Source organism: Streptomyces sp. NPDC005181 (assembly GCF_040608395.1).
Classification (GTDB): domain Bacteria; phylum Actinomycetota; class Actinomycetes; order Streptomycetales; family Streptomycetaceae; genus Streptomyces.
The window spans coordinates 202,103-215,699 of the sequence record NZ_JBEXID010000002.1 but is presented as its reverse complement, the minus strand read 5'-3'; the positions used below and the strand labels follow the sequence as shown (position 1 = coordinate 215,699).

The following is a 13,597-nucleotide window of genomic DNA, read 5'->3' as shown; positions in this document are numbered from 1 at the left end:
GCCTATCCATCCAGGTGGGAAGCGCGCACGGCGTGTGCTCCCGGCCGGGCTGGCACCGATCCAACACCACGACCGAGGAGGAACAGTGCCCAAGTTCTACCCGAGCATCGGCGAGGCCATCGGCGCCGCGATGCAGCACAACATCCGGCTTGCCCACGGCGGCGAGGCGTCCGGCTCCGACACGCCCCTGCAGGTCCGACACCTGCCCCACCCGTCGGCCGACCCGTACTCCGTCCCGGGGATGATCGCCCGGCTTACCGAGACAGCAACTCCCGATGAGGTCGCCGGAATCATCGAGGAGGTCAACGGAGCCCTGGTCGGGGCCCTCCCGCAGCTGACCGAACTCGTGGCTGCAGCCGCCGACTGGACCCGAGCCCGCCTGACCTTCGATAACCCGCACCACAACCCGACCTTCAAGACGTGGACACGCCTGGCCGCCGCCACCCGCCTGTTGCGGGACGTCCAGGAGGAGCTGGGGGTCGCCGAGGACATGGTCGCCGCGTGCCCTGCGGAACTCAGCGACCCCAAGTACCGCGACGAGGTGCCTGTCCTGCGGACCAGGGAACTGCTCAGCGACGTCCTCGGCGACGACGCGATCGCGGACATCAAACCGTCCGCCGCCCAGAACCCAGAAGCGGACCGGCAGCGAGCCGCCCGCGCCTCCTCCCCGCACGCCGCCACCCAGCGGGCCACGCCCTCCGCCGGCACGACGTCCGAACCACCGGCCACCGCGCCGCCGCCCCGGTCGCCGCGCACCCGATGACCTCGGCCACCGTCCCTTTTCCGGAACAGGAGCTGCCCCGATGACCAGCAGAAGAGCGCCGCGCACCCCGCACCGCCTTGTCCGTTCTCCCTCCTTGGATCCGCCATGCCCGCCCCGCGTACCAGCGCGCCCTCGACCACCACCGGCTCCGACGCGCTCCTCTACCTCCTGTTCGGCGTCCTCGGCGCCGCCATCGCCTTCGGCTCCCTCGCCTGGCTGACCGGCAACCTCACCAACTCCCTCGTCGGCGCCGGCCACTGGGCGCCGTTCAAGGCCACCGACGCGCTGCTGCACCCCGACGTGCTGTGGCCGCACCTGAGCCCCACCGCCCTGCTGGTCGGCGCGCGACTCGTCCCCGGCCTGCTCTCCGTCTGCCTCACCATCACCGGCCTGGTCCTGTGGCTGCGGCTGCGCGGCGGCGCGAAGAACGGCCTCGCCCGCAAGCAAGATCTCGCACCACTGCTGGACAAGGAGATCACCGCCAAGGCGAAGAGCCTGCGGCCGAGCCTGTCCGATCTCAAACCGAAAGAGGTCACTCCCGCCGACCGCGGCATCCTCGTCGGCACGCTCTCCCCGGGCCGAGCCGCGGTCCGCGCCTCCTGGGAGGACGTGATCGTCGCGATCATGGCCCCGCGCTCCGGCAAGACGTCCGGGCTGGCGATCCCCGCGATCCTCGCCGCTCCCGGCCCGGTGCTGCTGACCTCGAACAAGGCGGCGAACGATGCCTTCACCGCGACAGTGGACGCCCGCGCCGAGGTCGGCACGATCTGGACGCTCGACCCGCAGCAGATCGCCCACCACCCGCGCGAGATGTGGTGGGACATCCTGGCCGACGCCCGCGACCTGGCCGGGGCGAAACGTTTGGCCGGGCACTTCGTCGCCGCTTCGGTGGACGAATCCAGCGGCTCCGACTTCTGGTCCACCGCCGCATCGAACACTCTCGGTGCGCTGTTCCTGGCCGCCGCCAGCCACCGGAGCCCGATCACCGATGTCCTGGCCTGGCTCGCCTCCCCTGCCGACCGCACTCCGGTGGACCTGCTCACCGATGCCGGCCACGACGCCGTCGCCGCCCAGCTCCAGGGCACCGTCAGCGGGGCCACGGAAACGCGGGACGGCATCTACGAGACCGCGCGGCAGTACGCGAGCTGCCTGCTCGACCCGGACGTCGCCGCCTGGGTCACCCCCAGCAAGCACCTTCCCGAGTTCAGGCCCTCCGCGTTCGCCACCTCCCGCGACACGTTGTACCTGCTCAGCAAGGATGGCGGTGGCTCGGCATCGGCGATCATCGCCGCAGCGGCCGATGCGGTGATGCGCGCGGCCGTGGTCGTCGCCGAGCGCTCCGGCGGGCGGCTCGACCCGCCTGCCCTGTGCGTCCTCGACGAGGCCGCCAACGTGTGCAAAATCGCCGATCTCCCCGACCTGTACAGCCACCTGGGCTCACGGGGCGTGATCCCGATGACGATCCTGCAGTCCTACCGGCAGGGGCAGCGGTGCTGGGGCGAGGCGGGCATGGACGCCCTATGGTCCGCCGCCACGATCAAGATCATCGGAAGTGGCATCGACGACGCCGACTTCGCTGACCGTCTGAGCAGGCAGGTCGGTGACCACGACGTGCAGACGACGTCGGTGTCGACCAGCGACGGCGGCAAGTCCACCTCAGTGAGCATGCGCACCGAACGGATCCTGCCCCCCGACGCGATCCGCGCGCTCCCCAAGGGGAAGGCGCTGCTGCTCGCTACTGGTATCCGGGTGGCGATGCTCGAACTGCGGCCCTGGTACAAGGAGCCCGCCGCCAAGGTGGTCGGTCCGGCCTCGGCCCGCGCGACGAAGGCCATCACCGAGCGGGCCATCGCCAAGTCCCTGGGCCGCGACGACTTCGGGCTGTCGGCATGAGCGCCCCGACGCCCAAGGTGCTCTCGCTCGGTGCCGGGGTCCAGTCGACATGTCTGCTGCTCATGGCCGCCGAGGACCATCCGCCCGGCCTGGACGTGGCGATCTTCGCGGACACAGGCTGGGAGCCCAGCCGAACCTACGAGAGTTCCTTGCGCATCAATGTGCACATCGTTTCGTGGCGGCGCAGTGATCCATCCGGGGCTTGCTCGTCCCACGAGTCAGGTTGACGGTCGTATGCGACATAGCCCAGTCGTTCGTACAGCGCCCGAGCCCGCGGATTGTTCTCCTCCACGCCGAGCTCGGCCTGCCACAGACCTCGGTTCCTGATCCGAAGCTCCGCCGCTTCAACAAGGAAGGTGCCAATCCCGCACGACTGCAATGCCGGATGGACTGCCAGCTGCCAAAGAGTGCCGACACCCTCCTTGACCCGGTAGTCGACGCCACCCTTCGCCACAGGAATGTCCGTTGAAGGGCAAACCGCAAGGTAGTCGACCTCGCCGAGCCGGGCACGCTCCAACTGCCTCGCGACGCTGGCCAGGTGGTGCTCGGACCCTGACCACCCGCACGACACGAGGTCCGCACGCACCAAATCGCGCGCCGACAGCTTCAACACAACGTTGATCATCTTCACCACCTCCAACCAGCCAGCATCCATGCCGGTCACGCGGGAATCAATGCCGTTTCCTCGGCCGTACTCCTGGGCCAGCCACGGCCTCACGACCCACTGGCATGCGCCCCTTCAGCTCACGGCCTGATGCTCCCCCCTCTACCTGTTCAGGAGTCCCCTCGTGTCCTCGCGCACTCCATCCTCCCCTCTGGCACGCTCCGAACGCCTCGCCCAGTCACCGGTCGTCCGGCGCGGCGGCCAGTGGTGGCTGGTCACCCGTTCCGGCTCGATCCTCGCCACCGATCCGACATTCACCGGCGAGCTGGACCGCTTCGCCGGCGCGATGGCCGCCGCCGACCAGGCCATCGCCGATCTCCGCTCCCAGCAGGCTGATCCGCCGACTCCCCACCCCGGGCTGCAGCGATGAACCCGCTGCTGAGTGCCGAGCAGGCGGTGCTCGGCTCGGTGCTGCTCGACCCCGGCCAGCTCGCGCACCTCGACTGGCTCGCACCGGATCACTTCTACCGGCCGGTCCACCAAGCGCTGTTCGCCGCCCTGCGCAAGCTGCGGACCGAGGGCCACCCCGCCGTGGCGACCAAGGAACCGCTGCCGCTGTCCTGGGTGACCGACGCGGTCGACGAGGCCAGCCACCACGTCCGGGGGCTGACCTCTGTATACGCCCACACCCTGATCTCGGCCTGCCCGCGTCCCGAACACGCCCCGGTGTACGGCCGGATAGTGCTGGAGGGCGCAATCCACCGCAGCGTGACCGAGCACGCGATCCGCCTGCACCAAGCGGCCCGTGCCGACGCCCTCCAGGGCGAGGTCAAGGGAGCGCTGCACTATGCGGACGTCCTGACCGGGGTACTCGGCGACCTCGCGCGCCGCTGGGGGTCCGAACCGCGCCCGGTCGCGCCTGCCTCGCCACCGTCTACAGCACCCGTCGCGCCGCCGCCGATACGGGCGGACCAGGTCGCCGAGGACGAGCAGTTCCTGCTGGCGGTCCTGGTCGAGCGGCCGAAGGCGATGGACGAGGTCGTCGGCTGGCTGCGACCGGGTGATTTCGCCGACCCCTCCCACGGCCAGCTCTACCGCTGTCTGGGCGCACTGCACCACCGTGGCGAGCCCATCGACAGGGTCACTGTGCTGTGGGAGGCCCAGCGGCGCGGTTTGCTGGCCGACGGCACGCTGACCGCCGAACAGCTCACCGCCATCTGCGACGGCGTCGGCCCCGGCAGCGCCGAGTGGCTCGGCGAGCAGATCATTCGCTCCTCCGTCGCCCGTACGGCCGCCACCTCCGCCCGCGCCATCCGCGCCCTGGCCGAGAACGAGACCCTGGCCCCCGGAAGGCTCATCAACCACGCCCTGCACGCGCTCGGGCCGCTCGACGAAGTGCGCGCCCGCTGGCAGACCGCGAACGGCCACCCCTCTCCGACGCCACCCCCCGCGCCGCAGGCCGAGGGGCCCCCGACGGCGCGGGTCCACGCCGCCCTCGCCCGCAGCACACCGCAACCGGCCGCGCGGTCCTCGGAATGCCCAGGCCCAGCCTCCACGCCATCAGCCGCACGACCGCCCTCGCGCACCCACGGCTGACCCGCCCTCACCCACCGACCCAGCCCATCCGACTGTCCCCACCTCTGGAACGCACCATGAAAAACGCCCCCCTCTCCGACGCCCTGGCCCTGCGCGCCACGGCCTCCACCTTCGACGCCCAGCGCGGCAAACTGCCAGTGCCTGGTGACCCCCACCGCTCGCCCGATGCCGTCGCCGTCGCACGCCAGATCTCCGAACTTGGAAAGCTGATCACCGACTTGGGCGACGAGCTCCTCTTCCGTGCCGCCGACCCGGATCAGGCGCCCCACACCGCTCGGGTGATCACCAACTTCGCCGCCGCCGTCGAGCTCGCAGGCGAAGCAACTTCCGCCGTGGGAGCGGTGGCCCACCAGCTCGCCTTCCTGAACCAGACCGAGAGTCTGCGCGACCAGCCCGACGCCAGGGATGCCCGGGAGACAGCCGTACGAGTGATGGAGGAAGCACTCGCCACCGCCGACGCGGCCCTGCATGACGGGGCCAACTCCCTGCACTCAGCATCAACAACGGTCTCTCCCGCGTCCGTTCGGCTCCAGGCTGCCTGCAGCCGGTCCACGACCGCCGCGCCCGCTCCGGAGCTGCCACCTCCCGACGTCACCACGGCGGTGGCGGCTCCCTCGGACCGAATCGCACGGAGCCGATGACATGGAGACCACCACCGCGCGAGGGCCGTTGATCGGCTCGCTCTGCTCGGGTTACGGCGGTCTGGACCTCGGGGTCCAGACCGTCCTCGGCGGCACCCTGGCCTGGCACGCCGAGATCAACCCCGACGCCGCGCGCATCCTGGCCCGGCACTGGCCCGGTGTGCCCAATCTGCAGGACATCACCACCGTCAACTGGGCCGATGTGCCTCGGGTGTGTGTCCTGACGGCCGGCTTCCCCTGTCAAAGACGTCTCCGTCGCCGGCCGCAGGGCCGGACTCAACCCCCACACCCGCTCGGGGCTGTGGCTGCACGTCGCCCGTGCGGTCGAAGCCCTCCGCCCCTGCTTGGTCGTGATCGAGAATGTCCGAGGTCTCCTCACCTCGCCCGCCGGTTCCCCTGGCGACGTGGAATTCTGCCCGTGGTGTCTGGGAGACGACCCAACCCAGCCTCCTGTGCGGGCACTTGGTGCCGTACTCGGCTCCCTGGCCGATCTCCGGTACGACGCGAGGTGGTTCGTGCTTCGTGCCTCCGACGTCGGAGCCCCCCATCGCCGCGAGCGGACCTTCCTCACCGCCTGGCCCGCCGAGCACCCTGTTCAAGACCCCGACGAGCAACATCGGGAAGAACGGCGGCTCCCAGCACCCGTCGAAGCGGAAGAGCGGCGGCCACGGCCCGAACCTGGCCGACGAAGTCGAGTGGCTGCTGCCCACGCCGAAGGCATCGGACGGGACCAAGGGCTCGCCGAACCAGCGGCACGGCAACGGGGACATGACGCTGCCGAGCGCGGCAGCATCGCTGCTGCCCACCCCGAGGGCGAACGACACCGGCACTCCTGTCCGCCGTCCGAGCAAGAGCTGGCGCTCGCCCCAGTCGGTGGTGGTCCTGCCGCTGTGGGCGGAGGCGACCCTGGAAGCTGGGGAATCGACGGGCGATGGGGAGCGTACGCCTCCGCAATCGGCCGATGGGAGAACCTCACCCGCCCCGCTCCGCCGCCCACCGACGCTGCCGGACGCCTGCGCGCCGACTTCGTGGAGTGGATGCAGGGCCTGGCCCCTGGCTGGGTGACCGCCACTCCGGGACTCGGCCGACCGGCTCAGCTCACCGCGCTCGGCAACGGCGTGGTCCCCCAACAGGCCGCCCGCGCCGTGCAGTTGCTGGCACCGTCCTTCCCGCGCTGCCCACGCTGCACCGCGCCGTAGCGCTGCACTACTGCCTTTCTCCGGCCGTACCAAATCGCGGAATCTCCGCATCCTCTTGCCTATGCCGACCTGCGAACGGAGCAACGCCATGACCTCCAGAAGAGCGCGCCGCACCTCGCCCCCGCCCTGCTCGCTCACTCCCTTGGATCCGCTATGCCCGACCCCAGCAAGGCCGCCCCCGAGCCGTTCCGTGTTCCCGACGGCGATCTCGACGATCTCGCCAGCACCCTCGCCAAGACCATGTCGGAGGTACGCCAGCACGGTGTCATCCTCGACCGCCTCGGCTCCGAGCCCGTCGCCACCCCTCAGTCCACCGCCGACGCCCCCACCGCGGACACGGCCGACGCCGACAAGGCCGACGTCCCGGCCTCGGTGTTCATCCTCGCCCTGGGCGGCGAGGCGTACGCCGTCGAACTGGCCGCGCTCAGCGACTGGGTGAACTACCTGTTCCTGCCCGTCTACGGACGAGAGATCAGCACCACCCGCCCGTGGTGCGACCAGTGGCACCAGCATCCCGAGGCTGTGGCCCGGCTGCACGCGCTCTGGCTCGCGTGGCAGCAGCTCACTGACGCCGAGGCCGGCCTGTCCGGTCCCTCAACGTGGCACCGCGACCACCTTGACCAGGCCCTGGTCCATCTCCGTGCCCCCGACGGCCCCTTCGCCGCATGCACGACGAGCCCAACCCGGCCCAACCACCGCGTACTGGCCACCCCGGCGCCCGAGCTGGCGGGAGCCACCCAGTGACCACCGAACTCGACTTCCGCCTCGACGACTTCGAACCCATCGACGCCGCCTCCGAACTCGCCGAGAGCAGCGTCTGGGCCGGAGACCTGACCGTGCTGGCCGAGCACCACACCACCCCGAACGGGTCGCACAGCTACCTCGTCGCCCACGACGGGTCGGTGACCTGGGGCGTCCCCGGCGAACCACAGCTCGTTGCCATCAAGATCACGCGGGATCTACGCGAGCGCACGTTCACCTTCGAGACCGCGAACCACGCCGGTCTGGCCTTCGCCCAGAACTGGCTGATCGACCATGGCTGCCCGCCCGAGCAGATCGCCCAGACCGGCGGGGACTCCCTGAAACCCGCCGACGATCTCACCCTCTGGATCGAGCAGCAGATCCGGGAGTCAGGCTCTCGCTACAAAGTCCTCGACAGCTGGACCTCGGACTTCGCCCCGTGCGAGACGTGGACATTGACCCGTGACTCCAGCGCCGCTCAGGCACCGATTCGTGTCTTCCTCGAAGAGGGGAACCACGACGCCCACACGTACACGATGCGCGAGGGCTCCTTCGCCGATGAGGCCGCCACCCTGCACTGGCTGGAAGACCGCAGCAGTCCGCTGCCGCAGCCACCGGATTACCGCGGTGAGGCAGCCGCCCGGCTGACCCGCGCCGCCCTCGCTCGGTCAGCGGGCGCCTCCGCGATCCCGAATGCCGGCCTCGACACGGGCAACGCGCCGTCGACAGGAACCGCCCAGCGCCCGAGCCCTGGGAGGTCGATGTGAGCCGCGCCCGCTTCGCCTTCGCCGCGCACCCGGATGCCATCGCGGACCTGCGTGAACTCCCTGCCGACATCCGCGACCTGGCGCTGCTGGAGCTGCAGAACCTGGTCCACGGCAGCGACGACTGTCTGCCGCTGACCGGCCGCCTCGCAGGCTTCCACAAGGTCTACATCGACCCGGCCGTCTCCTACCGGATGGTCATCCAGTTCCGCCCGGCCCCGCTCACCTCGACCCACAAGCGCGAGATCTACCTCGTCGCGGCCGGGGCCCGGGAGGACTACGCGGTCTACCGCACGGCCCAGCTCCGCACCAACCGCACGGGCCTCGGCCGGCTCGCCGACATGGACCCGGCGACCGAAGCGCGAGTCCAGGCAGCCCGATCGCGATCCCCCCACGCGGTCGACCACGCCGCGTCCCTCGCGGCCACCGCACCGGCGGCAGCCAGCCCCACCGCGCCCGCCGCCTCCCGAAAGGCCCCGCAGCGATGACCGCCGACCGTACGCCCGTGGCCCGCGCCGAACTGGCCGCGCTGCTCACCGACGCCGCACAGAGCGTCTCCGGGGTCCTGACCACCGAGTACCCCACCGCTGCCAGCCGCTCCTACTTGCATCCCGTCCTCGGCGCGCTGTCCGCCGGACCCCGGGTGGTCTGCGAGTTGAACGACCGGCTCGAAGGGTTCGTCATCGAGGAGCCGCTTCCCTCCACCCCTGCCGGTCTGTTCACCCTGGCGTCCTACGCCTCCGCGCTCGGCTGGCTCACCGAGTCCCTCGCTGAGCTGACCGCCTCCGTGGACCAGATCTGCACGCGCGTCGGCATCCCCGCCGAGCCGCCGGACCCGGCCTTCGCCGCGCCGTCACCGGCGGCGCAGGACGACGAGTTCGACTTCGCGTTCAGCGCGCTGGAACTGGCCGCCATCCGTACAGCCGCTGAGGCTGCCGACCTGAGCCCCGGCGACTACGTCGAGGTGCTCTCGCAGTCCCTCCTCGCCGCCTCCCGGATCACCGACGCCTGCATGGAGATCTCCAGCGGCCTACTCGAAGACGCCGCGTACGTCCTCGGCGAGTCGACCGACCACGTCTGGTTCGGCGAGGGCCCCGACAGCCTGCCCACCCTGGTGCGCTCCCTGCTCGCCCGGATGGAGGCGGCCGAATGAACCCCCATGACATGGCGAAGCGGCCCGGCGCGCACTTGGTCGCCGAGGAGTTCGGTGTCGAGAACTCCTGGGCGTTGAGCGACGACCATCCGCCCCGCGACCCGATTCACCTCGTCGGCAGGATGGTCGCCGAAGCCGCTCGCGATGTCGACGAGTTGCACGGCGAACTGGCCCGCGCCGCCCAGTCCGCAATCGAGCTTCTTGAGCCCATAGGGCGGGGCGACCACGCCGGCATGCGCGGCTGGTACGGCATCCTGCGCACCACGGGCCCACAGATCGAGCTGCTCGTCGCCCGCCGGGGTGCGGCGTACGAGCAACTGACTCGGGCCATGTCCACGTACCGCCGCCTTCTGCCCGAGTCCGACACCGCGCCAGCCTCGAACGCACCGCGCCAGAGCCTGGGCCTGGGCCTGGGAGGCCCTGAGCAGGCGCCGGGGCGGGACGACAACTGGGCCATCGCGGGTGGTCGCCAGCTCCGAGCCCTTGAAGCCGTGGAGGCGGGCGGGCTTCGATTCCACCGGAGCGGGGCCTACGGCTACATCTATCTCTCCGACGGACGGGGCCAACGCCCCAACCCGGAGATCTGGCCCGAAACCGTCCAGCGACTGGTCACGGCCGGGCTGTTGGACCAGGACACCAGCGAGGGGCTGTACCGGCCTGGACAGCTCCTCTCGCTCACGCCGCAGGGCGAGGCGGCCCTTCGAGATGCACGTACGGCCACGTCACGCGTATCCGCCGCACTCAGCCGCAGCGACACTGCGGCGATCTCCGTCGTCGTCGCCGATTCGGCTGTCGCACCCGCGACAAGCGCGGCCACCAAGCCTTCCCGTTCCCGCTGATTCCCCCTGGAAAGGACGTCCCCCATGTCCACCGCGATCAACACCCGCCGCTTGGTCGAGCACCGGTACGGCCGCCCGCTGGAGGACCTCCAGCGCCACGGCGCCCATGGCGGTTCGGGCGATCCCGTTCTGCCGATCGTGCTGCGGCGGCTCGGTGGTCTGGCCGAGACAAACGCCCAGGCCCGTGCCGCCCGCCGCAACCTCGACGCGGCCTGGCAGCGCTGCCGCTCCGGCGAGCACGCCCTCGACGAGCTCGTGCTGCAGTACGCGGCCGAAGTCGTGGACCTCGAACGCCAGGAGCAGTCGGAAGCCGAGGCGGTGTGGGACCTGCTGGACGTCCGCCTCCTGCTTGACCAGCCTGCCGCCCGCCGGCCTTCGGCTCGGCGAACCGGACCCGCGCCCGGCGATGAGGACCTCATGGCCATCGCCCGCCAGGTCGCCGCCCGTCTGCCCCGGCTCAACCGCGAAGCCCTGCGACGGGGCCTGCGCGACCGAGGCATCCACGTCAGCAACCGCCGCCTCGGCACCGTGCTCCAGCGTCTTCGCGCCGAGCGCGGCCCTCACTGACCCACGCCCCGGCGCCCGATTCACCCTTCGTCATAACGGAGTTACCGCCATGTCCATCCCCGTACAGCCCGCAACCTCCCAGATCGGCTCCGTCGACGCGCAGCGCGTCGAGGACGCGCTTTCTCTGATAGCGCCGAAGTGGACCAACTGGTCGGCGCAGACCCTGGCCCAGCAGGGCGGCCCCATGCGTGTGCGTGATGTCGCCGCCCGGCTCCCCTTCGTCAGCGAGCAGTTCGTCGGCAAGCGGCTGGCTCAGATGCACGCTGACGGGCTGGTGACCCGAGCCGGTGATCGGCACGGTGCCCCGTACCAGCTCAGCGGGTTCGGCAACTCACTGTCCTCGGTGCACGGGGCCTTGTCCGACTGGTCCCAGGCGAACCTGCCGCTCGGCAAGGTGGCCGGTGCAGAGCGCGTCGAGGACGCCGTGCGCCGGCTGCACCTTCGCCACTCGACCGCCGTGATCCAGGTCCTCGACGCGGGCGGGCCCATGCGGTTCGTCCGCATCGCCGAGGAGGCCGGGCTGGACAACGGCTTCACCCGGCAGCGGCTGATGCGGCTTCAGCTCGACGGCCTGGTCACCCGCACCGGATCGCGCCGCGGCGATCCGTACGTGCTGACCGATGCCGGGCGGGCGCTGGGCCCGGTCTACACAGCCGTCGAGCGCTGGAGCAACCCCGTCGCCACGCCGCGTCCCGCCGCTGCCCCGGTCGCGGCGGCCACGCGCACCCACACCGGCATCCCGCTGGGGTCGGACGGCATCCGTACCGCAGCGGCTCTGCGTCGGAGCACCGCCGCGCCGAGCTCCCTCTTCAGCCACGCCCCGCAGCCGCGGGTGCCGGCGGCCGTCACTGCCCGGTCCGCCCCCTCTCAGGGCCGGTGATCGGCGTGGCACTGAGAGCGAGCCGCGTCTCCCGGTTGCCACGAAGCCCGCGTGCCTTCAAGCAGCTCGTTCCGCTGCGCACGCGGGCGCGTTCCCCTCCTTACGCCCCCGGAGCCTCGACTATGAGCACCCAGCAGCCCTACGACCAGCATCCCTACCAGGAGGTACTGGTCAGCCCCATGTACCTGGCCGAATCCAACGGGACCGGAGACGCTGGCTTCGCCCCCGTCGCCCGCTGGCCGCACCACTATCTCGACGAGGGTCCCTGCCAGCTCCTTGTTACCTCGCCCGACCAGAGGATTCGTATCGGCTGGTTCGGCGACGACTTCGAGCTGTGGAAGATCACCGCAGCCGAGGACGCCGTCTCCGCACCCCGCTGGACGGCAACCTTCAACCATGTCACCCCGGCGGAGATCGTCGCCGGTCTCACCACCGCTCTGGCCCACGACTACGCCGAAGCCGACGCCGCTGACGGCAACGGGCGTTTTCTGGCGAGCCCGTCGTTGTACTGGGCCGACGCCGTCCGGCCGCTGACCGATGCTGGCTGGACCCGCGACGGCGGGGCCAAGCGCGGCACCGTCGAGATCATCGCCCCTGACGGACAAGCAGGCGTCCTGATCGACAACCGTCTCTCTGACTGGGACGACGAAACCGTCACGCTGTGGGCCGGTCCACCAGGATGGGGCACTCGCGCGGAGGCGGTCTTCACAGCCCGCACCCCGTCCCACTTGATCGCCGCGACGGCAGCCGCCATGACCGATTCAGCCCCGGTGCTGCGTGAGCGGCATCAGCTCGATCGCAAGGTGGAGCACCTGATCACGCTCACCCCCGTCGGCCCAACCGTCCCCCAGATCTCTCGGGCTCCGACCCCACTCGACGTGCGCCGCACCGCTGTCGCCCAGGCCGTCCACCGCGCTGCACGCGCTCCGCAGACAGCCGCCGACCTCCGGGTCATGGCCGCCCGCAGCCGCACGGCGACTTCGGCACAGAACCGGTCGAGCACGTCCGCGCACACTCTCGGGGCCCGGCCTCTGGCCAGCCCGTCGGCCCCGCGGCACAGCCGCTGACCCCTGGGCTCCGGGCCTTCCGGGGCATCACCTCTGACCGAAGCAGCACCTCCGAATGCCGGGAGTTCCGCCATGCCCGACACCACCGCGCTCGACCAGGCCACGGCCATGATCGAGAAAGCCTGGGGCCGCCCTATCGAAGCTCTGGAGTCCCTCGCGGTCCGCCGCCCCGCCGAGGACCCTCTCCTGCGCTCGGCGATGCATATCCGATCGACCCTCATCGTCTCGAACAACACGGTCGCCGTCCACCAGGACCGCTTGCACGCCCTCACCCGGCCCGGCCATGTGCCGGCCTTCTACGACCTGGAGCGGATCACGAGCTCGGCGGTGGACCTGCGGGTCGCGCAGGCCGAGAGCCGGACCGCCCTGCAGGCGATCAGCCACGTGATAGAAGCCCGCGAAGCCGCCGCAACAGCGGCCCGCGCACCGGCGGTTCGCTTGGCCCAGGCCGCTGTCGCCCGCTCGGCGCACGCACCGCGCGCCCTGGGCCAACCACCCGACCAGCCCGCTCCGTCGGCCGCTGTCGGTCCGACGGTGGCCGCGACCGGGCCGCGCCGCTAACTGCTCAGTCCGTGTCTTCGTCGCGGTGGGCTTCCCCGAACCGGGAGCCCACCGCGCGGGCCAGCTCCTCCACCGTCAGCTCGACGCGCCGCCCATCCGCGATCCGGTGCTCCGCCACGGCTTCCCCGTCGCGCTTCTCCTCGGTGTCGGGCTTCGTACGCACGGCCCACTGGCCGTCGGCGACCATCGCGATGTCACCCACCGTCCACGGCCGCCCGGCCGCCCGGATCTTGCGCTCCAGCCCTGCTCCGTCCCAGTGTCTGCTCGCCTCCGCCACGTCTTCTCCCCTTTCGGCTTCGTACGGCCTTGCATCGCAACCCAGTTACGAC

The 13,597-nt window shown here is 71.0% G+C and carries 17 protein-coding genes and 2 pseudogenes; 17 read left to right on the top strand and 2 right to left on the bottom strand.

The genetic code is table 11. The features are described from left to right. The first annotated feature begins 85 nt into the window (after positions 1-85). The gene (locus ABZV38_RS02940) at positions 86-763 is read left to right on the top strand and encodes a hypothetical protein (protein WP_356323865.1); all 678 of its coding nucleotides are present in this window, start codon (positions 86-88) and stop codon (positions 761-763) included. Positions 764-868: 105 nt separating this feature from the next. Then, positions 869-2,656: a TraM recognition domain-containing protein gene (locus ABZV38_RS02935; RefSeq protein ID WP_356323863.1), complete on the top strand. Its 1,788-nt coding sequence runs from the start codon at positions 869-871 to the stop codon at positions 2,654-2,656. A 136-nt stretch (positions 2,657-2,792) separates the two neighbouring features. Here ABZV38_RS02935 and ABZV38_RS02930 read toward each other — a convergent pair whose 3' ends face one another. After that, the gene (locus ABZV38_RS02930) at positions 2,793-3,311 is read right to left on the bottom strand and encodes an N-acetyltransferase (RefSeq protein WP_356323924.1); all 519 of its coding nucleotides are present in this window, start codon (positions 3,309-3,311) and stop codon (positions 2,793-2,795) included. Positions 3,312-3,444: 133 nt separating this feature from the next. Here ABZV38_RS02930 and ABZV38_RS02925 point away from each other — a divergent pair, with 133 nt between their 5' ends. From ABZV38_RS02925 to ABZV38_RS02855, 15 genes and pseudogenes are all read left to right on the top strand, one after another. Next, positions 3,445-3,690, top strand: a complete 246-nt coding sequence (locus ABZV38_RS02925; RefSeq protein WP_356323861.1) for a hypothetical protein — start codon at positions 3,445-3,447, stop codon at positions 3,688-3,690. Continuing rightward, entirely contained in the window at positions 3,687-4,856 is a 1,170-nt protein-coding gene (locus ABZV38_RS02920) for a DnaB-like helicase N-terminal domain-containing protein (RefSeq protein WP_356323859.1), read from the top strand. The genes ABZV38_RS02925 and ABZV38_RS02920 overlap by 4 nt, the downstream gene beginning before the upstream one ends. 56 nt (positions 4,857-4,912) lie before the next feature. Beyond that, entirely contained in the window at positions 4,913-5,497 is a 585-nt protein-coding gene (locus tag ABZV38_RS02915; protein ID WP_356323857.1) for a hypothetical protein, read from the top strand. Between the two features lies 1 nt (position 5,498). Next, positions 5,499-5,681: pseudogene (locus ABZV38_RS02910) on the top strand (hypothetical protein); the annotation flags it as partial. 115 nt (positions 5,682-5,796) lie between these two features. Further along, positions 5,797-6,075, top strand: a pseudogene (locus ABZV38_RS02905) (DNA cytosine methyltransferase); the annotation flags it as partial. A gap of 117 nt (positions 6,076-6,192) precedes the next feature. Then, positions 6,193-6,696, top strand: coding sequence for a hypothetical protein (locus ABZV38_RS02900; RefSeq protein ID WP_356323925.1), 504 nt, complete (start codon positions 6,193-6,195; stop codon positions 6,694-6,696). A gap of 153 nt (positions 6,697-6,849) precedes the next feature. Next, positions 6,850-7,440 (top strand): DUF4913 domain-containing protein, encoded by a 591-nt coding sequence (locus ABZV38_RS02895; RefSeq protein WP_356323855.1) that lies wholly within the window; start codon positions 6,850-6,852, stop codon positions 7,438-7,440. After that, positions 7,437-8,204: a glycosyl hydrolase gene (locus ABZV38_RS02890; RefSeq protein WP_356323853.1), complete on the top strand. Its 768-nt coding sequence runs from the start codon at positions 7,437-7,439 to the stop codon at positions 8,202-8,204. Before ABZV38_RS02895 ends, ABZV38_RS02890 begins: the two co-directional genes overlap by 4 nt. Next, positions 8,201-8,689, top strand: a complete 489-nt coding sequence (locus tag ABZV38_RS02885) for a hypothetical protein (RefSeq protein ID WP_356323851.1) — start codon at positions 8,201-8,203, stop codon at positions 8,687-8,689. The genes ABZV38_RS02890 and ABZV38_RS02885 overlap by 4 nt, the downstream gene beginning before the upstream one ends. Further along, positions 8,686-9,354 carry a hypothetical protein gene (locus tag ABZV38_RS02880; RefSeq protein ID WP_356323849.1) on the top strand — a complete coding sequence of 223 codons (669 nt, stop codon included), beginning with the start codon at positions 8,686-8,688 and terminating at the stop codon, positions 9,352-9,354. The genes ABZV38_RS02885 and ABZV38_RS02880 overlap by 4 nt, the downstream gene beginning before the upstream one ends. After that, the gene (locus ABZV38_RS02875; protein ID WP_356323847.1) at positions 9,351-10,193 is read left to right on the top strand and encodes a large ATP-binding protein; all 843 of its coding nucleotides are present in this window, start codon (positions 9,351-9,353) and stop codon (positions 10,191-10,193) included. The genes ABZV38_RS02880 and ABZV38_RS02875 overlap by 4 nt, the downstream gene beginning before the upstream one ends. Positions 10,194-10,217: 24 nt before the next feature. Beyond that, positions 10,218-10,760, top strand: coding sequence for a hypothetical protein (locus tag ABZV38_RS02870; RefSeq protein WP_356323845.1), 543 nt, complete (start codon positions 10,218-10,220; stop codon positions 10,758-10,760). Between the two features lie 49 nt (positions 10,761-10,809). After that, positions 10,810-11,640, top strand: a complete 831-nt coding sequence (locus ABZV38_RS02865) for a winged helix-turn-helix transcriptional regulator (protein ID WP_356323843.1) — start codon at positions 10,810-10,812, stop codon at positions 11,638-11,640. Between the two features lie 122 nt (positions 11,641-11,762). Then, complete coding sequence (locus ABZV38_RS02860) at positions 11,763-12,707, top strand: DUF317 domain-containing protein (protein WP_356323841.1); 945 nt, start codon at positions 11,763-11,765, stop codon at positions 12,705-12,707. Positions 12,708-12,779: 72 nt separating this feature from the next. After that, positions 12,780-13,268, top strand: coding sequence for a hypothetical protein (locus ABZV38_RS02855; RefSeq protein ID WP_356323839.1), 489 nt, complete (start codon positions 12,780-12,782; stop codon positions 13,266-13,268). Positions 13,269-13,272: 4 nt separating this feature from the next. On the opposite strand, the gene ABZV38_RS02850 is transcribed toward ABZV38_RS02855, so the two are convergent. Further along, on the bottom strand, positions 13,273-13,545 hold the full coding sequence (locus ABZV38_RS02850; protein WP_356323837.1) for a hypothetical protein: 273 nt from the start codon (positions 13,543-13,545) through the stop codon (positions 13,273-13,275). Positions 13,546-13,597: the final 52 nt, after the last annotated feature.